Annotated in this window: 21 protein-coding genes; 10 read left to right on the forward strand and 11 right to left on the reverse strand. The window is 74.2% G+C overall.

What is annotated here, in order from left to right:
• The first annotated feature begins 75 nt into the window (after nt 1-75).
• Nucleotides 76-999 carry a DMT family transporter gene (locus KDN32_RS13060; RefSeq protein WP_211732695.1) on the forward strand — a complete coding sequence of 308 codons (924 nt, stop codon included), beginning with the start codon at nt 76-78 and terminating at the stop codon, nt 997-999.
• Here the strand turns inward: KDN32_RS13060 and KDN32_RS13065 are convergent.
• Nucleotides 978-1,505, reverse strand: coding sequence for a GNAT family N-acetyltransferase (locus KDN32_RS13065; protein WP_211732696.1), 528 nt, complete (start codon nt 1,503-1,505; stop codon nt 978-980). The genes KDN32_RS13060 and KDN32_RS13065 overlap by 22 nt on opposite strands.
• Nucleotides 1,506-1,587: 82 nt before the next feature.
• Between KDN32_RS13065 and KDN32_RS13070 the strand changes: the two genes are divergently transcribed.
• The 3 genes from KDN32_RS13070 to rpsT all read left to right on the forward strand — a co-directional run bounded on the left by KDN32_RS13070 (nt 1,588) and on the right by rpsT (nt 3,908).
• On the forward strand, nt 1,588-2,547 hold the full coding sequence (locus KDN32_RS13070) for a phosphotransferase family protein (protein ID WP_211732697.1): 960 nt from the start codon (nt 1,588-1,590) through the stop codon (nt 2,545-2,547).
• Nucleotides 2,544-3,497 carry an aminoglycoside phosphotransferase/kinase family protein gene (locus KDN32_RS13075; RefSeq protein WP_211732698.1) on the forward strand — a complete coding sequence of 318 codons (954 nt, stop codon included), beginning with the start codon at nt 2,544-2,546 and terminating at the stop codon, nt 3,495-3,497. Before KDN32_RS13070 ends, KDN32_RS13075 begins: the two co-directional genes overlap by 4 nt.
• Nucleotides 3,498-3,647: 150 nt before the next feature.
• Nucleotides 3,648-3,908: a 30S ribosomal protein S20 gene (gene rpsT / locus KDN32_RS13080; protein WP_211732699.1), complete on the forward strand. Its 261-nt coding sequence runs from the start codon at nt 3,648-3,650 to the stop codon at nt 3,906-3,908.
• Between the two features lie 72 nt (nt 3,909-3,980).
• Here the strand turns inward: rpsT and holA are convergent, their stop codons facing one another.
• From holA to KDN32_RS13100, 4 genes are all read right to left on the reverse strand, one after another.
• Nucleotides 3,981-4,967 (reverse strand): DNA polymerase III subunit delta, encoded by a 987-nt coding sequence (gene holA / locus KDN32_RS13085; protein WP_211732700.1) that lies wholly within the window; start codon nt 4,965-4,967, stop codon nt 3,981-3,983.
• 12 nt (nt 4,968-4,979) lie between these two features.
• Nucleotides 4,980-7,259 (reverse strand): ComEC/Rec2 family competence protein, encoded by a 2,280-nt coding sequence (locus tag KDN32_RS13090; protein ID WP_307854070.1) that lies wholly within the window; start codon nt 7,257-7,259, stop codon nt 4,980-4,982.
• An 11-nt stretch (nt 7,260-7,270) separates the two neighbouring features.
• The gene (locus tag KDN32_RS13095; RefSeq protein ID WP_211732701.1) at nt 7,271-8,173 is read right to left on the reverse strand and encodes a ComEA family DNA-binding protein; all 903 of its coding nucleotides are present in this window, start codon (nt 8,171-8,173) and stop codon (nt 7,271-7,273) included.
• A 151-nt stretch (nt 8,174-8,324) separates the two neighbouring features.
• Complete coding sequence (locus tag KDN32_RS13100) at nt 8,325-9,191, reverse strand: DegV family protein (protein ID WP_211732702.1); 867 nt, start codon at nt 9,189-9,191, stop codon at nt 8,325-8,327.
• 74 nt (nt 9,192-9,265) lie between these two features.
• Between KDN32_RS13100 and KDN32_RS13105 the strand changes: the two genes are divergently transcribed.
• Both KDN32_RS13105 and KDN32_RS13110 read left to right on the forward strand, forming a co-directional pair.
• A complete protein-coding gene (locus KDN32_RS13105; RefSeq protein ID WP_211732703.1) occupies nt 9,266-10,135 on the forward strand; it encodes a helix-turn-helix domain-containing protein in 870 nt (289 codons plus the stop codon).
• Nucleotides 10,136-10,223: 88 nt separating this feature from the next.
• Nucleotides 10,224-10,604, forward strand: coding sequence for a protease inhibitor I9 family protein (locus tag KDN32_RS13110; protein WP_211732704.1), 381 nt, complete (start codon nt 10,224-10,226; stop codon nt 10,602-10,604).
• Nucleotides 10,605-10,722: 118 nt separating this feature from the next.
• Here KDN32_RS13110 and leuS read toward each other — a convergent pair whose 3' ends face one another.
• Complete coding sequence (gene leuS / locus KDN32_RS13115) at nt 10,723-13,233, reverse strand: leucine--tRNA ligase (protein WP_211732705.1); 2,511 nt, start codon at nt 13,231-13,233, stop codon at nt 10,723-10,725.
• Nucleotides 13,234-13,398: 165 nt separating this feature from the next.
• On the opposite strand from leuS, the gene KDN32_RS13120 reads away from it, so the two are divergent.
• Nucleotides 13,399-14,196: a hypothetical protein gene (locus tag KDN32_RS13120; protein WP_211732706.1), complete on the forward strand. Its 798-nt coding sequence runs from the start codon at nt 13,399-13,401 to the stop codon at nt 14,194-14,196.
• Here KDN32_RS13120 and KDN32_RS13125 read toward each other — a convergent pair.
• Nucleotides 14,174-14,599, reverse strand: coding sequence for a DUF4870 domain-containing protein (locus KDN32_RS13125; protein ID WP_211732707.1), 426 nt, complete (start codon nt 14,597-14,599; stop codon nt 14,174-14,176). The genes KDN32_RS13120 and KDN32_RS13125 overlap by 23 nt on opposite strands.
• A gap of 257 nt (nt 14,600-14,856) precedes the next feature.
• On the opposite strand from KDN32_RS13125, the gene KDN32_RS22930 reads away from it, so the two are divergent.
• From KDN32_RS22930 to KDN32_RS13140, 3 genes are read left to right on the forward strand one after another with little or no spacing between them, the layout of a single operon-like run.
• Nucleotides 14,857-15,426, forward strand: a complete 570-nt coding sequence (locus KDN32_RS22930) for an ArsR/SmtB family transcription factor (RefSeq protein ID WP_211732708.1) — start codon at nt 14,857-14,859, stop codon at nt 15,424-15,426.
• Nucleotides 15,423-16,673, forward strand: coding sequence for an MFS transporter (locus KDN32_RS13135; RefSeq protein WP_211732709.1), 1,251 nt, complete (start codon nt 15,423-15,425; stop codon nt 16,671-16,673). Before KDN32_RS22930 ends, KDN32_RS13135 begins: the two co-directional genes overlap by 4 nt.
• 9 nt (nt 16,674-16,682) lie before the next feature.
• Nucleotides 16,683-17,444, forward strand: a complete 762-nt coding sequence (locus tag KDN32_RS13140; RefSeq protein WP_211732710.1) for an SDR family NAD(P)-dependent oxidoreductase — start codon at nt 16,683-16,685, stop codon at nt 17,442-17,444.
• 59 nt (nt 17,445-17,503) lie between these two features.
• Here KDN32_RS13140 and KDN32_RS13145 read toward each other — a convergent pair whose 3' ends face one another.
• The 4 genes from KDN32_RS13145 to KDN32_RS13160 are packed head-to-tail and all read right to left on the reverse strand — an operon-like array spanning nt 17,504 to nt 21,808.
• A complete protein-coding gene (locus tag KDN32_RS13145) occupies nt 17,504-18,535 on the reverse strand; it encodes a DUF6226 family protein (RefSeq protein ID WP_211732711.1) in 1,032 nt (343 codons plus the stop codon).
• A complete protein-coding gene (locus tag KDN32_RS13150) occupies nt 18,490-18,891 on the reverse strand; it encodes a VOC family protein (protein WP_211732712.1) in 402 nt (133 codons plus the stop codon). Before KDN32_RS13150 ends, KDN32_RS13145 begins: the two co-directional genes overlap by 46 nt.
• A 13-nt stretch (nt 18,892-18,904) precedes the next feature.
• Nucleotides 18,905-20,161, reverse strand: coding sequence for an ornithine--oxo-acid transaminase (rocD, locus tag KDN32_RS13155; RefSeq protein ID WP_211732713.1), 1,257 nt, complete (start codon nt 20,159-20,161; stop codon nt 18,905-18,907).
• 21 nt (nt 20,162-20,182) lie between these two features.
• Nucleotides 20,183-21,808 carry an MFS transporter gene (locus KDN32_RS13160; RefSeq protein WP_211732714.1) on the reverse strand — a complete coding sequence of 542 codons (1,626 nt, stop codon included), beginning with the start codon at nt 21,806-21,808 and terminating at the stop codon, nt 20,183-20,185.
• Between the last annotated feature and the right edge of the window lie 34 nt (nt 21,809-21,842).

Consider the following 21,842-nt stretch of genomic DNA (forward strand, 5'->3'; position numbering starts at 1 on the left):
ACGACGGCGGGGTCGCGCCATTCTTCCACGCAGCCCCGGCCCCGCCGAACCGACGACGCTCGCTAGCGTGCAGCGGTGACCCCGCGGACCGCAACGACGCACCTGCCCCTCGTGCCCGCCGTCGCGTTCGTGCTGGTGTGGTCGTCGGGATACATCTCCGGTCCGGCGGCCGTGCACGCCGCGGCGCCGTTCACCGTGCTGGGCTGGCGCTTCGTGCTCGCCGCGGTCATCGGCGCCACCCTCGCCCGCCTGCTGCGCCGCCCGCCCCGGATGGACCGCGCCGTCCTGGGGAGGGTGGCCGCCGTCGGCTTCGTGATGAACGCGGTCCAGTTCGGGCTGATGTACGTCGCCTTCGACCTCGGCCTCGGCGCCACGCTCGCGTCCCTGTTCCACGCGCTCAGCCCGGTGCTCACCGCCCTGCTGGCCGCCGCGCTGCTGGGTGAGCGGGTCACGCCGCTGCAGGTCGGCGGCTTCGTCGTCGGCGTGCTCGGGGTGCTCCTGGTGCTCGGCGCCGACCTCGGCCTCGCGGGCGGACCGGTCGCCGTGGCGGTCGGCTGCCTCAGCATGCTCACCCTGAGCCTGGGCACGCTCGGGCAGCGCTGGATCGGCGCGCAGCCCGACCTGCTGTGGTCGGCGGCCGTGCAGTTCGCGGTGTCGGCTCCCCCGCTGCTGGTCCTGGGCTGGCTCACCGAGGGTGCATGGCCGGTCACCGACACCCGCCAGGCCCTGGGGTCGGTGCTGTTCCTCGCCGTCGTGAACTCGATCGTCGGCCTGGTCCTGTTGTCCCTGCTGGTGCTCCGCGGCGGGTCGGGCGCCGCGGCCAGCCTGTTCTTCCTGAGCCCACCCGTGACCGCGGTGCTCGCCTGGCTGGTCCTGGACGAGACGCTCAGCGTGACCCAGCTCGTCGGCTTGGTCGTCGCCGTGGTCGGCGTCGGCGCCGCCACCCGGACCCGGCGCGCGCCGGTCCCGGTCGCGGCTCAGGACGTCGGGACCCAGTAGCGCCGCTTCACCCCGCGCACGTCCTCCAGCACGCCGCCGGCCGACTCGATGACCCGGGCGGACGGCAGGTTGGAGTCGTCGCAGGTGATCAGCGCGGGGTCGATCCCGAGCTCCCGCGCCCACGGCAGCGCCGCCTGCAGCATCGCGGTGGCGTGGCCCTCGCGCCGACGCGAGGGGCGTACGTCGTAGCCGATGTGGCCGCCGACCTCGAGGAGGAAGTCGGTGAGCCGGTGCCGGATCGCGAGCCGACCGAGGTAGGCGTCGCCGTCGACCCACCACCCGGTCGTGCACGGGACGTGCCACTCCGGGCGCGGCGAGTCCTCCAGCGCGTCGGCGCGCACCGCCTCGACGAACGCCGCGAAGCCCTCCTCGGTGTCCCAGCGCGCGCCGTGGACGTCGATCCACGCCGAAGTCTGGCTGTTCTCCACGCCCTCGCCGGTGAACTCCGCCATCGCCTCGAGGAAGGAGTCGCGGACGGAGACGGTCGGCAGGACGAGCTCGGGCATGCCGCAGTTCTACCCGCCCGCCCGACGTCGCCTCCACCGATATCCGGTGGGGGTGGCGGGACTCGTGGGGAAGGATGCGCCCATGTCCCGCACGCCCCTGGCCCCGTACCCCGTCCCGCACGAGGCGACCGCGCGCCGCCTCGAGTGGGCGTTCCTGCCGCCGAACCTGCGGGCCTACGTCGAGCGCCGGTGCGGCTCCCCCGTGGTCGAGGCGATCTCGCAGACGACCGGGTTCACCCCGGGCTTCGCGTCGGTCCTGGTCTGCGAGGACGGCTCGCGCCACTTCGTGAAGGCGGCGTCGGTGAAGGCCCAGCGGCTGTTCGCCGACGCCTACCGCGAGGAGGCCCGCAAGCTCGCCGCGCTCCCGGAGGGGGTGCCCGCGCCGCGGCTGCAGTGGCTGCTCGACGACGACTGGGTGGTGCTCGGGATCTCCTACGTCGGGGGCCGCCCGCCGCAGCGCCCCTGGGTCGCCGACGAGCTCGACGCCGTGCTCGACGCCCTGGAGGTCGTCGCCGACACCACCACCCCGCCGCCGGCCGACCTCGACCTGGACGTGGCCGCCGACGACTTCGCCTCCCTGCCCGAGGGCTGGGCGCAGGTCCGTGCGCACCGCACCGACCTCGACGCCGACCACCTCGCCGAGGCCGAGGCCCTCGCCCGGCGCCACGCGGAGGTCGTCGGCGGCGACACGCTCGTCCACACCGACGTCCGCTCCGACAACGTCCTGCTCACCGCCGACGGCCGCGCGCTGGTCGTGGACTGGAACTTTCCCGTCCGCGGCGCGGCCTGGTTCGACTCCTTCGCCGCCCTCATCGCGCCGCGCGGCGAGGGCATCGACGTCGACGCCGTGATCGCGTCGCGCCGCCTCCTGCGCGACGTGCCCGCCGAGGCCCTCGACATCGCCCTCGCCCTCTACGTCGGCTACTTCCTGTCCCAGTGCGAGCAGCCGGTCCCGCCGACCTCCCCGCACCTGCGCGACCACCAGCGCTGGCAGGGCGAGGTGTGCTGGGACTGGCTGTGCGAGCGCCGGGGCTGGTCGTGACCGCACCCCGCGCGGTCGGGGTGCGCCTGCCCTACGCCGCGGTGCCCGCCCGCGTCCGCGACTGGGTGGACGCCACGCTCGGCTCCCCCGTCGTCGCGACGGCCGAGCAGGTCGGCGGGATGTCGCCCGGCTGCGCCACCCGGCTGACGTGCGCCGACGGCACCCGCGCCTTCGTCAAGGCGGTCGGCGACGAGCTCAACCCCGACACGCCGGGGCTGTTCCGCCGCGAGGTCGGGGTGCTCACCCACCTCGGCGCGCACGACCTCTGGGCCGGGCTGCTGGCGTCGTACGACGACGGCCGCTGGGTCGCGTTGGTGGTCGAGGACGTCGAGGGCCGGCACCCGGACTTCACCGACGACGGCGAGCTCGCCGACGTGCTGGCGGCGACGGACGGCCTCGTCGAGGCGCTGGCCGGCCGGGAGCTGCCCGATGCGGTCGACCTCGTCCAGGTGCCCACGCTCCTCGGGCGGTGGGCCGACTCGCTCGACTCGCTGCCGACCGCGGCGCCGGACGTGCCGGTGCCGGCCTGGCTGCGCGCGGACCGTCGCGACTGGGCCGCGGTGCTGCGCCGCGAGGCGGAGCTGCCGATGGAGCAGGTCGTCCACTGGGACATCCGCGTCGACAACCTGCTGCGCCGCCCCACGGGCGAGATCGTCTTCGTCGACTGGGGCGTCGCCGCCCGCGGCCCCGCGTGGGCCGACCCGCTCATGGCCCGCCTCGAGCGGGTCGAGGACCCGGGGTTCGACCGGTCCGTCGCGGCCTCGCCCGCCCTCGCGGCAGCCGGCGACGACGTGGTCACCGCCTTCCTCGCCGGCTTCGGCGCGCACCTCGCGATCCGCTCGACGGTGGCCGTCGACGTCAACCTGCCGACCCTCAACGATTTCCGGATCCGGGAGTCGGCGCGCATGCTGGGTGCCGTCGCGAGGCGTACGGGTCGGCACCCCGCCTGAGCGATTTGGGCGCCCGCACGGCCTGCCGGTAGAGTTCCTCCCTGCGTGTCCGGCACCCGACCCTCCCCGCGCTGGTTCCTGGGAGGGGTTGCCAGGCAGCCGACAAGCACCAGACTTTCCGAAACCGGACGAGCACCCAAGGATCCACACGTGGCGAACATCAAGTCCCAGATCAAGCGCAACAAGCAGAACGAGAAGGCGCGTCAGCGCAACCAGGCCGTGAAGTCGCGCCTGAAGACCGCCGTCCGCAAGTTCCGCGAGCTGTCCGAGGCCGGCGACAAGGACGCCGCCGTGGCTGCCGGTCGCGACGCGATGAAGCAGCTCGACAAGGCCGCCTCGAAGGGCGTCATCCACGCCAACCAGGCCGCGAACCGCAAGTCGTCGATCGCCAAGAAGACCGCCGCGCTCTGATCGCAGCCGTCCCGCCGAGCACCCGCCCTCGTGGCGGGTGTTCTGCATTTCGGGGCCGCGCGGCCCCGGGGGTCAGCGGCCCTCGCGCAGACCGGCGACGGTGAGCACGAGCCGCTCCAGGGTGTAGGACGCGTCGTGCGCGCGTCCCTTGATGTCGGCGTCGGCGGTCGCGACGGCCCGCACCGCGGCGGCGATCGCGTCGGGACTCCACGCGCGGGACTGGTCGCGCACCGTGCGGACCTTCCACGGCGGCACGCCGAGCTCACGGGCCAGGTCGGCGTCGCGGGCACCGCGCGGCGCCCCGAGGTAGCGGGCGATGCTGCGCGCGGACGCCGCCATCGCCGAGGTGACCAGCACCGTCGCGGTGCCGGCGTCGAGCGCCCAGCGCAGCTCCTCCAGCGCCTGCGCGCGCCGTCCGGCGAACGCGGCGTCGGCGACCGTGAACGACTTCGCCTCGGCCCGTCCGCCGAAGTAGCGCTGGACCTTCTCGACGGTGAGCTGCTCGTCGGGGAAGTCGTTGGTGAGCTGGTCGGCGGCGGCCGCCAGGGAGCGCAGGTCGCTGCCGACGGCCTGGACGAGGAACGACGCCGCCTCGGGCGCGATCCGGGCGCCGTGGGAGGCCACCTCGGAGGTCACGAAGGCCGGCATCCCGGAGGCCTTCACCTCCTCGGACTTCACCTCGGTGACGGCCGGGAGCTTGCGCAGCTTGGTCAGCACGCCGCTGCCCTTCTGCCCGCCGCCGTGGACCAGCACCAGGGCGACGTCGTCGGACGGGGCCGCGCAGTAGCCGAGGAGACCGTCGACCGACTCGTCCGGGAGGTCCTCGAGGCCGCGCACCACGACGCAGCGGATCGAGGAGAAGAGCGAGGGCGCGGACATCTCGCCGAGCGAGGCCAGGGTGAGCTCGGAGGCCTGCGACTCGGCCAGCTCGGCGTCGCCGTCGTGGGCCCGGACCGCGTCGCGCACCGAGGAGACCGTGCGTGCCGACAGGTACTCCTCCTTGCCCGTCACGAGGACGACGTGGCCGAGGACCTGAGCGGCGGAGGGGGTGCGTGCCATGGTGCGGCGATCCTATCGGCGGGTGGCGACACCCACCTCGCCCTCCCGCACCACGACCGCGACGTCGCCCGAGAGGTCGGTGCGCCACACCCGCGCCCCGGCGGCGGTGAGCGCGGCGACCAGGTCGGGCGACGGGTGCCCGTAGTCGTTGTCCTCCCCCACCGACACCAGGGCGACCCCGGCCCCCAGCGAGGTGAGCCAGTCCAGGTCCTGATGGCGGCTGCCGTGGTGCGGGACCTTCAGCACGTCGACGGCCAGGCCCGGCAGGTCGCGGGCGAGCGCCGCCTGCGCCGACGGCTCGACGTCGCCGGTGAGCAGCACCCGCAGGCCACCGACCTCCGCCAGCAGCACCACGCTGCTGTCGTTGGGCGCGCTCTCCCCCGCCTCGCCGAGAGTGGCGCCCGGCCGCGGCCACACCGTCTGCAGAGTGACCTCGCCGACCCGCCGGGTGAGGCCGTACGCCGCCACCGACGGCGCGCTGCCCGCCTCCGATGCCGTCGTCTCGCCGACCACCCGCACGCCGCCGGCCGGCTCGAGCAGCGAGGTCGTCTCGACGTCCCCGACCCGCCGCCCGTCGAGCACCCCCTCGATGCCGTCGACGTGGTCGGCGTGGAAGTGGGTGAGCACGACGAGGGGCACGGCGGTCACCCCCAGCCGGTCGAGGCACCCGTCGATGGCCTGCGGGTCGGGGCCGGCGTCGACGACGACGGCCGCTCCGGCCCCGGCGCGCAGGACCAGCCCGTCGCCCTGCCCGACGTCGCAGGCCACCAGCACCCAGCCCGCCGGCGGCCACCCGGGCGTCGGCGGGCGCACCAGCACCGACACCACGAGCAGGCCGGTGCAGGCCAGCGCCGACCCGGGTCTGCCCAGCACGCGCGGCGCCAGCAGCACCGCCACCACGCACCCCACCACCAGCGCGGCCAGCGCCACGGGGCCGGTGCCCCAGGCCACCGCCGCCGTCGGCACGTCCGCCCCTGCCCGGGCGACGGCGATGATCCACCCCGCCGACCAGGCGGCAGGGGCCGCGGCGACGACTCCGGCCGGGTGCCAGGCCAGCCCGACGAGACCGCCGGCGAGGCCGAGGACGGTCGCCGGCGCGACGGCCGGGGCGGCGACCAGGTTGGCGACGACCGCGACCAGGCTGACCTGACCGGACAGGCCCGCCACGACCGGGGTGCAGGCCACCTGCGCCGCCAGGGGCACCGAGACCGCCTCGGCCACCCAGCGCGGCGTCCACCGCGCCAGCGCGTCGCGCCACACCGGCGCGAGCAGCAGGATCCCCGCCGTGGCGAGGGCTGACAGCGCGAACCCGGCGGTGGTGGCCAGCCGGGGCCACACGAGGAGCAGCACGAGGACGGCGACCCCGAGCCCGCGCGCGCCGCGGGAGCGTCCGTTGCTGCCCATCCCGACCAGCGCCACCGTCCCCATCGCGGCGGCCCGCACCACGCTCGGCTCGGCGCGGGCCGTGACCACGAAGCCGACGATCCCGACGGCGGCGAGGAGGTGCAGGCCCCGCCCGCGGAGCCCGAGCCAGCGCCCGAGCACCAGCAGGAAGCCGACGACGAGGGTGAGGTTGGTCCCGCTCACCGCGAGCAGGTGGGTGAGGCCGGTCGTGCGGAAGTCGTCGGCGAGGTCGGGGTCGAGGCCGCCGTCGTCGCCCACCACGAGCGCCGGCACCAGCTCGCGGGCGTCGGCGTCCCGGCCGGCGACGACCGCGCGAACGGAAGCGCGGAGGGCCGCCGCGCCGTCCCACCACGCCCGCGGTGGTGCGACGACGCTCGGCTCACCCAGTGGGCGTACGAGCGCGGCCTCGCCGTCGGTGGCCGGGACCAGCCGGGCCGAGGTGTCCAGCACCGTGCCGAGCGGCAGCCGCGGCCAGTCGGCGTCGGCCATCACGACGACCGGGACGTCGAGCGTCCAGGCCCGGCCGCGGCCCGCCACCCTCCGCACGCGCGCCTCGACCACCTGCACCTCGCCGAACCGCCCGGCCACCACACGTACGTCCGAGGTGAGCGTGAGCCGGAGGTCCACCACCGCTCGCTCGTCGGCCAGCCGCGCCACCGGCGAGGTGGACACCACGACCTGCTGCAGCGCGGCGACCCCGGCGACGGCGACGAGGGCCGCCAGCGGTCCGAGCCACCCGGGCGCGCAGCGGCCACGCCGGACGGCGGCCACCACCGCGAGCGTCAGGAGCGCCACCACCGCGAGCGCGACCCGCCCCGGCAGGAGCAGCGCCAGCAGTGCTCCGCCCCACGCGCCGGCGCCGAGCGCGAGCGCTCGCAGGTCGGGCACGGCCGACGCGGTCAGAGGGTGACGAGCGGCGCGAGGTCGGCGAGCGTCGCCTCACCGATGCCGTCGACCTCGAGCAGCTCGTCGACCGACGTGAACCCTCCGTGCTCGGTGCGCCAGGCGAGGATCGCTCCCGCAGTGACCGGCCCGACCCCCGGGAGCGTGTCGAGCGCCGCCTCGTCGGCGGTGTTGAGGTTGACCAGCGGTCCCCCTCCGGCCGGCGGCGGGGCGAGCGCACCGGTGGGAGGTGTCGGGGCGGCCGCGCCGACCAGGATCTGCTCGCCGTCGACCAGCGGCCGGGCGAGGTTGAGCGACGACAGGTCGACGCCGCGCCTGGCTCCGCCGGCGGCCTCCAGCGCGTCGACGACGCGCGACCCGGGCGGCAGGACCGCGATCCCCGGTCGCCGGACCTTGCCGGCCACGTCGACCACCACCTCGACGGCGTCCGGTCCGTCCCCTGCGCCGTCGGCGCCCTCCACGCCTCCCGCGTCCGCCGCCCCGTCCGGCAGCGTCGCGAGCGGCGACGGGTCGCCGGCCCCCGAGGTCACCGCCGGCTCCAGCGCCGGCTCCAGCGCCACCGGCTCGGCCTGGTCGCGGACCGCCCACCACGCGGCGAGCCCGACCGCTGCGGCGACCAGCAGCGAGACGACGGCCAGGTGCAACGGTCCGAGCTGGAGTCCCCCGACCCGGAGCCGCCGCGACGCGTGCCGGCCCGGGACGGGCAGCACCACCGGCGCGGGCAGGTCCACCGGGTCGACGGGGCCGACCCCCTGACGTACGCGAGTGTGCGTGGGCCCCGCGACCGGGTCGGGGTGGCTGCCGGGCTCGCTGCGCACGGCCGCCAGCTCGGCGCTCAGGGTCGCCAGCCGCCGCGACACCGCCTCGGCGTGCTCGGAGGAGGACTGGGACCGTCGCATGCCTCCACGCTAGGAAGCGCGGACCGCCCGCCGACAGGGGTCGCGAGCGATCTGTGGACGAACCGGTCAGGCTCTCGCTGAACATGTCGGCCCGTGCACGGCCTGACATGTTCAGCGATCGCCGGTCAGCCGGGGATCGCTGAAAGGACGGTCAGGGGCGCGGCGAGACGCAGACCGCCACCATGCCGGGGCCGACGTGCGCGCCGAGCACCGCGCCGAGCTCACCGCACATCACCTCGCGCCCCTCGAGCCCGGTGACCAGCCGCTCGGCGAGGACCGCGGTGAGCTCGGTGGCCCGCTCGGGGTTCGCGAGGTGGGCGACGCAGACGTCGACCGGCTCGTCGCCGGCGGCCTCGACGGCGAGGTCGGCGAGCCGGGCCAGCGCGCGCGACGTCGTACGCACGCGCTCGCGCGGCACCACCCGCCCCTCGACGATCTCCAGCAGCGGCTTCACCGACAACGCGCTGCCGACCAGGGCCGCGGCCGCGCCGATGCGTCCGCCGCGACGCAGGTGCTCGAGGGTGTCGACGTAGAACAGGGAGGTCGCCGCCTGGCCGCGCGCGAGCGCCGCCTCCGCGGCCTCCTGCCCCGACCCGCCGGCGTCGAGCACGTCGGCGGCGGTGAGCGCGGCGTAGCCGGTGGCGATGCCGACCTGGCCAGAGTCGACGACGTGGACCGGCAGGTCGAGCTCGAGCGCCGCGAGCTGGGCGGACTCGAAGGTCCCGCTCATCTCGCCCGAGAGGTGCACCGAGACCACCTCCTCGGCGCCGGCCGCCTCGAGCGAGCGGTAGAGCTCGGCGAAGAGCGCCGGGGCGGGGCGCGAGGTGCTGACCGTGACGCCCGTCCGCAACGCCTCGGCGACGACGTCGGGCGTGGCACCGTCGGGTCCCTCGTCGAGCACCTGCGAGCCGACCACGACCTGGAGCGGCACGACCCGGATCCCGCGGTCCGCGGCCAGGTCGGCGGGCAGGCTGGCGGTCGAGTCGGTGACGACGACGCGGGACCGGGGGCGGGACATGGCGTGACCCTAGCGCCCGCCTCGCAGGGGGCCCGGCGACCACGGCGCAACCAGGCACCGGGTTGGATGTGCTCGTGTCCGACGCTATCGGGAGCTTCGCCGACACGCTGCGGGAGGCGATCGACCGCCGGGGACTGGCCCTGCACCGGGTCCGCGACCGGCTCGAGCACCGCGGCGTGGTGATCAGCGTGGCCACGCTCAGCTACTGGCAGTCGGGCCGCAGCGTCCCGGCCCGGCGGGGCTCCCTCGCCGCGCTGCCGCACCTCGAGGAGATCCTCGGCCTCGAGCCGGGCGAGCTCGGCGTCGCGCTCGACCGGACCCGCCCCGCGCCGGACGGGCCGCCGTGCCTCACCACGCTGTGGCCCGACCACGCCCACGTGCTCGCACGGCTCGACACCCGGTGGGACGCCGAGCTCGACCGGCTGGTGCTGCACGACCTGCTCCGGGTGGGACCCGACCGGCGGCTGGTGTCGATGACCACCCGGCAGGTGCTCCGCGCCAAGGTCGACGGTCCCGACCGGCGGGTGATCCTGCACCACCAGCGCGACTGCGCCGTCGACCTGCCGCGCATCCGCCCGGTCCGCGGCTGCACCCTCGGCCGGGTCGTACGCCGTCGTCCCGAGGGGGTCGTCGCCGCCGAGCTCGTCTTCCCCCGTCCGCTCCGGCGCGGCGAGACGGTGATGGTCGAGCACGAGCTCACGTCGGTCGGTCCCGGTCCCCTCGACCTGCGGCACGGGCGGCGGGCGCGCACGTCGATGCGGGAGTACTGCCTCGAGGTGGAGTTCGACCCGGCCGCACTGCCGGCGTCGGTGTCGGCCTACTGCGACGACGACACCTGGCCGGTCGACCTCGACCCCGCGCACACCGCCCACCTGGTGCGCTCGGACGCGCCCGGGGGCTCCGTGGGGATCAGCTGGACCTGGCCGGACGTCGGCCCGAGTTAACTGTTAACGCCCCGTGCCCCCTTGTCGGGGTGCGGTGCGAGCGGCGAGATTCTGCGCGTCCATCTTTTCTCGGGAAGGAACACCTCTCATGCGCAACCCCCACCGCCGGGCACTCGCCGGCATCGCGACGCTCGCCACCGCGGCACTGGCCCTCACCCCGGCCGCCACGCACGCCGAGCCGAGCACCGCGGCCACCGCCGCGCAGCAGGACCAGGCGCCGCTCGTCGGCTCCGCCTCCGCCGACCGCTTCATCGTGGTCATGGACGAGCAGGTCACCCAGGCCGACGTGAAGGCCGCCAAGACCGACGCGCGCGGCGACGGCGCGACGGTCGAGCACACCTACAAGACCGTGGTCGACGGCTTCGTCGCCGACCTCACCCCGGCGGCGCTCGACGCGCTCCGCGGCAACCCGGACGTCGCCCGACCGTCGGCAGCTACCTCATCGGTCGCGCCACCACCAACGTGGTGACCGACGCCGGCACCGGCTCGCCGAACCGCCTGCTGTTCGTCGGCTGACGCACCTCCTGCACCACGGCAGCGGCCCCGGGCGAGACGCCCGGGGCCGCTGTCGTACGCGGAGCGCTGGGTCAGACGACGATGTTGACCAGCTTGGGCGCGCGCACGACGACCTTGCGCACCTGCGCGCCGTCGATCGCCCGCTGCACGCCGGCGTCGGCCAGGGCCAGCGCCTCGAGGTCGGCCTCGGAGATGTCCGGGGACACCTCCAGGCGGCCCTTGACCTTGCCCTTGACCTGCACGACCGCGGTGACCGTGTCCTCGACCAGCAGCGCCTCGTCGACGGCCGGCCAGCCGGCACGGGCCACGGTCGTCTCCCTCGAGGGGTTCCGGCCCAGCCGCTCCCACATCTCCTCTGCGGTGTAGGGCGCGACCAGCGACAGCAGGACCGTCACCGCCTCCACCGCCTCGCGCACCGCCGGGTCGGCCGGGCCGCAGCCGGAGTCGATGGCCTTGCGGGTGGCGTTGACCAGCTCCATCACCCGGGCGACCATCACGTTGAAGCGGTACGTCTCGACCAGCTCCGCGGCGTCGTGGACGGTGCGGGCGGTCACCCGCCGCAGCGCCTCGTCGCCGGCGGCGACGTCGGCCCCCGGCTCGGAGGTGACGTCGCCGGACAGCCGCCACGCGCGCTGCAGGAAGCGCAGCGAGCCGTCGGGCGACATGTTGGCCCAGTCGATGTCGTCCTCCGGCGGGCCCGCGAAGACCAGGGTCAGCCGCACCGCGTCCACGCCGAAGGCCGCGAGCTGCTCCCCCAGGTTGACGCCGTTGCCCAGGGACTTGCTCATCTTCTTGCCCTGGTTGATCACGAAGCCCTGGTTCAGCTGGGCCGACCACGGCTCGCGGAAGTCGACCAGCCCCATGTCGTTCAGGACCTTGGTGAAGAACCGGCCGTACAGCAGGTGCAGCACGGCGTGCTCGACACCACCGACGTACAGGTTGGTCGGCATCCAGGCGTTGACCTTGGCGCTGTCGAAGGGCGCGTCGGCCTCGTGCGGCGAGCAGTAGCGGAACATGTACCAGGACGAGTCGACGAAGGTGTCCATGGTGTCCGTGTCCCGGGTCGCCGGGCCCCCGCAGGTCGGGCAGGTCGTGGTGACCCACTCGGTGGCGCCGCCCAGCGGAGACGTGCCCTGGGGCTTCAGGTCGGCGCCCTTCAGCATCGGCAGGGTCACCGGCAGCTGGTCGTCCGGCACCGCCACCTCGCCGTGCTCGGGGCAGTGCACGATCGGGATCGGCGCACCCCAGTAGCGCTGGCGGCTCAGCAGCCAGTCGCGCAGGCGGTAGTTGACCGCCCCGGTGCCACGCCCGTCGGCCTCCAGGCGCTCGATGATCGTGCGGATCCCGGACGCCTTGTCGGCAAGCCCGTCCAGCGGCCCGCTGTTGACGTACGTGCCGTCACCCGACGTCGCGACGCCGGAGGTCTCCGGGTCGTCCTCCCCCGGCACGTCGATGACCCGGCGCACCGGCAGGCCCATCGCGCGGGCGAAGTCCAGGTCGCGCTGGTCGTGGGCGGGGACCGCCATGATCGCGCCGGTGCCGTAGTCCGCCAGGACGTAGTCGCTCGCCCAGACCGGGACCTGCTCGCCGGAGACCGGGTTGGTCGCGGTGATGCCCAGGTCGACGCCGGTCTTCGGGCGGTCGGTGGCCAGCCGGTCGATGTCGGAGGCCTTGCGGACCTCGACCAGGTAGTCCTCCAGCGCCTGCGCGCGGTCGGGGTGCACGATCTCGGCAGCCAGCGCCGCGTCGGCGGCGACCACCATGAACGTCGCGCCGTACAGCGTGTCGGGCCGGGTCGTGTAGACCTCGACGTCGCGCTCACCGGTGGCGGTGCCCAGCGTGAAGGTGACGTGGGCGCCCTCGGAGCGGCCGATCCAGTTGCGCTGCGCAGTGACGACGCGGTCGGGCCACGTCCTCTCCAGCTCGTCCAGCCCGTCCAGCAGCTCCTGGGCGTAGTCGGTGATCTTGAAGTACCACTGGGTCAGCTCCTTCTTGGTCACCTCCGCCCCGCACCGCTCGCACTGCCCGCCCACGACCTGCTCGTTGGCCAGCACCGTCTGGTCCTGCGGGCACCAGTTGACCGGCGACTTCTTCCGGTAGGCCAGGCCGCGCTCGTGGAACTTCAGGAACAGCCACTGGGTCCAGCGGTAGTAGTCCGGGTCGGAGGTGTTGAAGGTGCGCGACCAGTCGAACGACGCGGCGTAGCGCCGGCACGACTCGATCGACTTCGCGATGTTGGCGCGCGTGTAGGTGTCGGGGTGCTCGTCGTTGCGGATCGCGGCGTTCTCCGCGGGCAGGCCGAAGGAGTCGAAGCCCATCGGGTTCAGCACCTCGTAGCCGCGCTGCCACCAGTAGCGCGCGACCACGTCGTGCAGCGCGAACACCTCGGCGTGACCCATGTGCAGGTCGCCGCTCGGGTAGGGGAACATCGTCAGCGCGTAGCGCTTCTCGCGCGGGCTGTCGTCGTCGGCGCGGAAGGGCTCCAGCTCCTCCCACACCTGCTGCCACTTCGTCTCGGTGGCCGCGACGTCGTAGGTCGCCTCGCCGTGGCCGGGGACTGCGTTGGTCTGCTCGGGATTCATCTCTCTCGCTCCTTGGGGCTCCTGCTCCTGACATGAAAAAACCCCTCACGCATGGAGGGGTGGCCGCGATGACTGCCTGGACGGTGGGTCAGCGCGGCTGTCGAAGGAGCAGGATCTGCGACGGCACACGACCATCGTAGCCCCTCGCCGCGCGATACTGCCCGGGTGACCGGTGCAGACCTCAGCAGGTACGACGACTGGCTCGACTTCCTGCGCGGCCTGCCCGCGCTGGTCCCGCAGGTGCGCGTGGTGGTGGTCAGCGGCTCCGCAGTGACCGGCGGCCACGACGACCACTCCGACCTCGACGTGCAGGTGTGGTGCGACGGCCCCTCCGCCGAGTCCTACGACGCCGCACTGGCGCTGGTCCACGAGCGGTTCGACGTCGACCACGTCTGGCGGGTCGCGGCCGGGGCGTGGCCGACGGCGACCCAGGGGTTCGTGCACCTCCAGCCGGACGCGGCGGACCTGTCCCGCCCGACGCGGCTCGTGGACCTCTGGATCGACGAGGTGCCCGAGCGGCTGACCATCGACGTACGCCGCCACGGGACGCCGCTGGTCCTGCACGACCCCGACGGCCTGCTCCTCCTCGAGCACGACCCCGAGGAGCCGATGGCCGAGCAGCGCCGGCGCGCCGTCGAGCAGGCGGCGGCGCGGCGCGAGACCGGCGCCTGGCTGGTCCAGCGGGCGATCGCCCGCGACGACCTGGCCGAGGCGACGTGGTTCCACATGCGCTTCGCCGTCGAGCCGCTCGTGATGCTGCTGCGGGTCCGGCACTGCCCGGCGCGCCACGACTTCGGCCTGCGCTACCTGCGTACCGACCTGCCGCCGGGCGCCGCCGAGCGGGTCGAGGCGCTGCTGCCCGGGCCGGACCTCGCCGCCCGCGCACGGGCGGCGTTCGCCTGGCAGGACGAGGTGCTGGCCGAGCTGGGCGTCGCGCCGGTCAGCGGACGATCTGCGGAGTGAGCGGCGGGTTCCACCACTCGCCGTTGTAGGCCTTGACCGCGCCGATCACGTGCAGGATGCCGGCGATCACGAGGGGCACCGCGAAGATCGGCAGGAGGAAGAGGAACCCGAGCCCGAGGGTGGCGATGCCGAGGATCACGTAGAGCACGCCCGCCACGACGAGCCAGACGAACATCGAGATCTGCACGTTGATCGAGTTGGCGGCGTGCGCGCGCACGAAGGGCCCGCGGTCCTTGTGGATCAGGTAGACCGCGACCGAGGCGACGAAGCCGAGGAAGCCGGCGGAGACCACCATCGCCACGAGTGCGCCGGCGTGGCTGAGCATGCCCCAGGTGCGCTCGTCCTGCGGCGACATGGGCGGCTGGGGCTGGCCGTAGGGCTGCTGCGGGTACTGCTCGGACATCTCTCTCGCTCCTCGGTGGGCCCGGTCACCCGGGCGGTGGATGGCTCCAGCCAACCACGTCCGCAGCCCCATTTCACCGGTTCCCGGGGTGCGTTCAGGGTCGCCTCGGGGTAGTCCAGTGGCCACCTGCTGCTCGACGGTCGTCCGGACGACGTCTCGCCACTGGACTACCCCGGCAGGCGACCGCCCAAGAGATGTTTGACAGTCGACGCCTCGTGACGCAAACTGACTCCCCAACAACTCGTGGAGGGTGAGACGTGGACGAGACCGACACCGGCGCCGTTGCCCGGCTGCGCGCGATCGCGCACCCCGTCCGGCTGCGGATCCTGTCGCTGCTGACGGCGGAGGCGATGAGCGCCGCCGAGGTGGCGCGCGCGCTCGACCTGACCCACGCCAACGCGTCCTACCACCTGCGCCAGCTGCACGACAGCGGCGAGCTCGTGGTCGAGAGCGAGGAGAAGGTGCGCGGCGGGCTGGCCAAGCGCTACCGCTACGACGCCTCCCGCGAGGTCGCCGACCGCTCCCAAGGGATCGACGACCGGGTGGCCTACGCCCGCGCGACCGCGCTCGAGGTGGAGCGGCGCCTGCTCGAGGCGGCGCCCGGCTCCGGCTCCTCCAGCGACCTCGAGACGTGGGTGCCGGTCGAGGCGTGGCACCGCGCGCTCGACCTGCTCCACGAGGCGTCCCACCTGCTGCACGCCGAGGCCCGGCCGGCCGGGACCCCCGGCACGATGCACGTCTCCGCCACCACCACGGCGTTCACGATGGCCGGCGGCCTCGCCGGCGAGGAGACCCGCTGGATCCCGCGCCGGGAGGACCTGCGATGACCTGGAAGGCGTCGTTCGCGCCCCTGCGCAACCGCAACTTCGCGTGGTACTTCGCGTCGCGCTTCGTCAACACCCTGGGCACCATGATGGCGAGCATCGCGCTCGCCTTCGCGGTGCTCGACATCACCGACTCCCCCGCCGCGCTCGGCCAGGTCCTGGCCGCCCGCACGGTCCCGATGGTCGCGCTGCTGCTCTACGGCGGCGTGATCGCCGACCGGTTCCCGCGGACGCTGGTCCTCCAGCTGTCCAACGTGGGCTCGGCCCTCGCCCAGGGCGCGATCGCGCTGCTGGTGCTCGGTGGCCACGCCGAGATCTGGATGCTGGCGGTGCTCGGGGCCGTGCACGGCGCGGTGTCGGGCATCGGCTTCCCGGCGATGGCCAGCGTGCTGCCCCAGCTCGTCCCGAAGGAGCACCTCCAGCCCGCCAACGCCCTCGTCTCGCTGACCCGCAACGGGATGATGGTGCTCGGGCCGACGGTCGGCGCGCTGCTGGTCGTCACGGTCGGCCCCGGCTGGGCCCTGGCGGTCGACGCCTCCACCTGGCTGCTGTCGGCGCTGCTCCTGGTGCCGGTGGCCCTGCCGCCGAAGGAGCGCGGCGAGGCGGTCACCAGCACCCTGCAGGAGCTGCGCGAGGGGTGGACGTTCTTCTGGGCCACGCCGTGGCTCTGGGCCGTCGTCGTCGGCTTCGGGTTCCTCAACTTCATCCACGCGGGCGCCTGGTTCACCCTCGGCCCAGCCGTGGCCGACGACACCATCGGCCGACAGGGGTGGGGCTACGTGCTCTCCGCCGAGGCGGTCGGCCTGCTCCTCACGACCGTCGTGCTGCTCCGGGTGCGCCTGGAGCGCCCGCTGCTGCTCGGCATGATCGGCATCGCGTTCCTGGCCCCGCCGTTCTTCGTGCTCGGCGCCGCCCCCCACCTGCTCGTGCTGGTCGTGGCCGCGTTCGTCGCCGGCGTCGGCACCGAGGTCTTCGGCATGGGGTGGAACCTCGCGATGCAGGAGAACATCGACGACGACATGCTCTCGCGCGCCTACTCCTACGACGCGCTCGGCTCGTTCGTCGCGATCCCCCTCGGCCAGATCGCCTTCGGGCCCCTCGCCCTGGCGTTCGGCTTCGAGGAGGTGCTGGTGGTGTCGGCGTTCGCCTACCTCGCGATCGTCGCGCTGGTGCTGTGCTCGAAGGCCGTGCGCAGCCTGCCCCGGTCCCCCGCGACCCCGGCCCCGCCGGTGACGACCGCCACGCCGTAGGGTCCCGGCATGGGAGTCATGGACCTGTTCCGCCTCGACGACAGGGTCGTCATCGTCACCGGCGCCTCGAGCGGGCTGGGCGTCGCGTTCGCGCACGTCTTCGCCGAGGCCGGCGCCGACCTGGTGCTCGGCGCGCGCCGCGCCGACAAGCTGGAGCGGGTGGCCGAGTCGGTCCGCTCGACCGGTCGCCGGGTGCTGACCGTCGAGACCGACGTCGCGGACCCCGAGCAGTGCCAGCGGCTGGTCGACGCGGCGATGGAGAAGTTCGGCCGGGTCGACGTGCTGGTCAACAACGCCGGCCTCGGCACCGCGGTGCCGGCCACCCGGGAGACCCCCGAGCAGTTCCGCTCGGTCATCGACGTCAACCTCAACGGCTGCTACTGGATGGCGCAGGCGTGCGGCCGGGTGATGCAGCCCGGGTCGAGCATCATCAACATCTCCTCGATCCTCGGGATCACGACCGGCGGCCTCCCGCAGGCGGCGTACTCCGCGTCCAAGGCCGGCCTCGGCGGCCTGACCCGCGACCTCGCACAGCAGTGGACCGGCCGCAAGGGGATCCGGGTCAACGCCCTCGCCCCCGGCTTCTTCTCCTCCGAGATGACCGAGACCTATCCCGACGGCTACCTCGACCTCGCCCTCCAGCGGGTCCCGGCCGGCCGCAAGGGCGACCCGCACGAGCTCGCCGCGACCGCGGTGTGGCTGGCCTCCGACGCCGCCGGCTACGTCACCGGCCAGATGATCCCGGTCGACGGCGGCCTGACGATCGCCTGAACCCGACGGTGGAGCCCGGTGCCCGACCTACCGGCCCCTCGCTCCACTGACGGTCACGGTCAGAGCCAGGGCTCGCCGGCGACGACCCCGTCCGTACGCCGTCCGGCGGCCGCGTCGGCCAGCCAGGCCTCGCCGTCCTGCACGCCGGTCCCCGACCACCCGTCGAGCGAGCGGACGACGGACGCCGATCCCTCGCGCACCGCGTAGACCCCGCCGCCGAGGGCGAGGACGAACGCGTCGTCGATCTCGCGCAGGAACGACGCCGACCCGTCGTCGCACGCGTCGCACCCGCAGTGGGGCTGGCCGGTGAGGACCTCGGCCGGGTCGCCGACCCCGACCTTCACGAACGTGTCGTCGCTGAAGGTCCCCACGACGATCGGCAGCGTGCCCGGAGCACCGCGCACGACCGTGGCGCCGGAGGGCGGGAGGTGCTGCTCCCCCACCCACTCCACCGACGCCGGGTCCGTGGGCTCCGCCGTGCCGAGCCCGGCGGCGACGATCGCCTCGACCCACGCGTCGGTCCGACGCGCGAGCAGCCGGTAGCGCTCCGGGTCCTCGCTGCGGGAGTACTCCTCCTCGGCGGGCGGGGCCCCGCCCGGGTGCGGGTCGGGCCAGTCCGCGAGGTCGCCCCGCAGGCGGGCGAACGCCTCGTCGACGGCAGGGACCAGAGAGGCCGCGGCGAACCGGCGGCGGTCGGGCCGGGTGGTGACCGTGACGTCGTCGAGGACGGCGCTCGCCGTCTCGCCGGACGGGACGCCGAGGGAGAGCGAGGCCAGCGGCTCGTCCACGTCGGACTTGTCGGACTCGTCGGCCCACCCCATGTACCAGGACGCACCCTCCAGGGCCACCGGCTCACCCACCGGCGACAGGGTCACCTGCAGTCCCGCGTCGTCGTGGAGCACCCGGCGCGGCCAGTGCGCGCTCGGCGTGAACCCGAGGGCGAGCAGCAGGTCGGCGACGCGGTCCGGGTCGGGCGGGGTGAGCCCCAGCCACTCCACGACCGGTCCGTCGGCAGGGCCCGACGGCATCGGCGTCGTCCACTGGATCAGGAACGGCAGGTCCAGTCGTAGGGCTGCGAGCCGATGTCGCACACGATCCACTCGACGACGTCGCCCTCCGGGGTGCGCCGCGACCCCGGCACCGCCGGCTCGGGGTCGAAGCCGGCCGCGACCAGTGCGGCCCGGGCCTCCTCGACGTCGTCGACGGCGACCGCCCACGAGATCGGGCCCCGGGCCGAGCGGATCCGGTCGAGCCACGGGTTCGCCTCGTCGCGGCCGGCGGCGATCAGCTCGACGTAGGCCGGTCCCGGGCCGCGCACCAGGACGTTCTCGGTGCCGACGGGGTGCGCTCCCCCGCGCTCGGCCCGCAGCCCCGCCGCCGACCACCGGGCCGCCGCGGCGTCGAGGTCCTCGACGGCGACGACCAGGTGGTCGAAGCGGGCTGCCACGACCGGTCCGGCCTCAGGCGCGGGCGGCGGCGAGGATGTCGGTGACGGCCGCGACCAGCCCGGCGACGTCCTCGTCGCTGGCGACCAGCGGCGGGGCGAAGCGGACGGTCGAGCCGTGGGTGTCCTTGGCGAGGATGCCGCGGGCCATCAGCGCCTCGGACATCTGGCGACCGGTCATCAGGCTCGGGTCGATGTCGATGCCGGCCCAGGCGCCGCGCACCCGGACGTCGGAGAGACCCTGGCCGACGAGCGGACCGAAGCCGGCGACGAGCTGCTCGCCGATCTCGGCCGAGCGGGCCTGGAAGGTGCCCTCCTCGAGCATCGCGACGACCTCGGTGCCGATGGCCGCGGCCAGCGGGTTGCCGCCGAAGGTCGAGCCGTGCGAGCCCGGCGTGATGACGTCCATGACCTCGTGGTCGGCCGCGATAGCGGAGACCGGGTAGATCCCGCCGCCGAGAGCCTTGCCCATGATGTAGATGTCGGGGACGACGCCCTCGTGGTCGCAGGCGAAGGTCTTGCCGGAGCGCGCCAGGCCGGACTGGATCTCGTCGGCGATCATCAGCACGTCGCGCTCGGTGCAGAGCTCGCGCAGCTGCGTGAGGAAGCCCTCGGGCGGCATGACCACGCCGCCCTCGCCCTGGATCGGCTCGAAGAGCACGCCGACGGTCGTCTCGTCGATGGCTGCGGCGATCGCCTCGATGTCGCCGTACTTCGCGCTGCGGAAGCCGGTCGTGAACGGCGCGTAGCCCGACGTCGCGACGTCGTCGTCGGAGAAGCTGACGATGGTCGTGGTGCGGCCGTGGAAGTTGCCCTCCATCGTGATGATGGTGGCCTGCCCGGCCGGGACGCCCTTGACCTCGTAGCCCCACTTGCGGCTCACCTTGATCGCGGTCTCGACGGCCTCGGCGCCGGAGTTCATCGGCAGGATCATGTCCTTGCCGGTGAGGCGGGTCAGCGCCTCGGCGAAGCCGCTGAGCTTGTCGTTGAAGAACGCGCGCGACGTCAGGGTCAGCCGGCCGAGCTGCTCGCGGGCCACGGCGACGAGGCGCTCGTTGGAGTGGCCGAAGTTGAGAGCGGAGTAGCCCGCGAGGCAGTCGAGGTAGCGCTTGCCGTCGACGTCGACGACCCACGCGCCCTCGCCCTGCGCGAGCACCACCGGGAGGGGGTGGTAGTTGTGCGCGGCGTAGCGCTCGGTCGTCTCGATGTGCGCGGCGGTGCGCTCGGACGTGCCCTCGACGGTGGTGCTGGTGGAGAGGTCAGACGCGGTCATGGGCACATGGTGCCACCGGCCCTACGGATTGGCCGAGTCGACGGCCAGGTCCTCTCGTCGGGCCGATCCGAGCGACAGGCTCGCGAGCAGCCCGAGCAGCAGGAACCCGGCTGCGGCGGCCGCCGCGACGCGCGTCGCGTCGGTCAGCGCCTGCCGGGCGTCCTGCGCGGCCTGGGCGGTCGACGGGTCTGCCGCCAGGCCCGGGATCGCCGCCCCCGCACTCCCCTTGACCGCCTCCACCACCTGCACCCGCGCCTGCTCCGGCACGCCCTGGCCGGCCAGCTCGGCGTCGAGCCGGGCGCCGAGGACGGTGAACAGGATGGTGCCGAGGATCGCGATCCCGAACGCGGAGCCGACCTGGCGCGACGTGCTCTGCGTGCCGGACCCCTGACCGCTGCGCTCGACCGGGACGTCGGCCAGCACGACCCCGGTCAGCTGGGCGGTGGCGAAGCCGACCCCGACGCCGTAGACGAACAGCAGCGGCGCCGTCACCAGCCAGCCGGAGTCGACCCGCAGCAGCAGCGCGATGCCCGCGATGCCCGCGATCTCCAGCCCGATCCCGAGCCGGACGATGAACACGGGCGTACGCGTCCTCCCGAGCGCGGCGCCGAGCCCGCTGGCCACGAAGCTGCCGGAGGCGAGCGCCAGCAGCACCAGGCCGGTCTCGAAGGCGGAGTAGCCGCGCACGTTCTGGAACCACAGCGGCAGCGCGAACAGCAGCCCGAACTCCCCGAGGCTGACGATCGCGGCGGCGATGTTGCCGTTGCGGAACGAGGTGATCGAGAAGAGCGAGAGGTCGAGCATGGCCGCACGACCCGTGGCGTTGCGTCGTCGCTCCACCACCACGAACGCCGCCAGCGCGACGACGCCGACCACGAACGCCACCAGCACCGGCGAGACCGTCCAGGGCCAGGTCCACCCGCCGACGGAGAGGTCGGTCGAGGAGGTGGTGACCCAGCCGTACGTCCGGCCCTCGATCAGCCCGAAGACGAGCGCGCCGAAGCCGACCGCGGCGAGCACCGCGCCGGCGACGTCCGCGCCCCTGCCGGTGGCGCGCTCGCGGGACTCGTCGACGAGCAGGTAGAGGCCGACGATGACCAGCGCGGTCAGGGGCACGTTGATGCCGAAGGCCCAGCGCCACGAGAAGCTCGTCGTCAGCCAGCCGCCGAGCAGCGGGCCGAGGGCGGCGGTGCCGCCGATCGTGGCGCCCCAGACGCCGAACGCGATGCCGCGCTCCTTGCCGCGGAAGGTCGCGTTGAGCAGCGACAGCGACGTCGGCAGCATCATCGCGCCGCCGACGCCCTGCAGGGCGCGGGCGCCGATCAGCCAGCCGGCCGTGTCGGCGGTCGCAGCGAGGACGCTGGACAGGCCGAACACCAGCGCGCCGAGCGCGAAGAGGCGACGTCTCCCCCACTGGTCGGCGATCCGGCCGAAGACCAGCAGCAGCGCGGCGAAGACCAGCGTGTAGACCTCCTGCACCCATTGGGCCTCGGTGGAGGTGATGCCGAGGTCGTCGATGATCGAGGGCACCGCGACGTTGACGATCGTGGAGTCGACGATGATCAGCGAGACGCCGAGGCTGATGACCACCAGCCCGAGCCACCTGCGACGGTCCGACCTGGGCTGCACGGGTGCGTCACTCGCCATGCTGGCGAAGATAGCGCCAGGACGCAGAAGAGCC

Source organism: Nocardioides palaemonis, from assembly GCF_018275325.1.
GTDB lineage: Bacteria > Actinomycetota > Actinomycetes > Propionibacteriales > Nocardioidaceae > Nocardioides > Nocardioides palaemonis.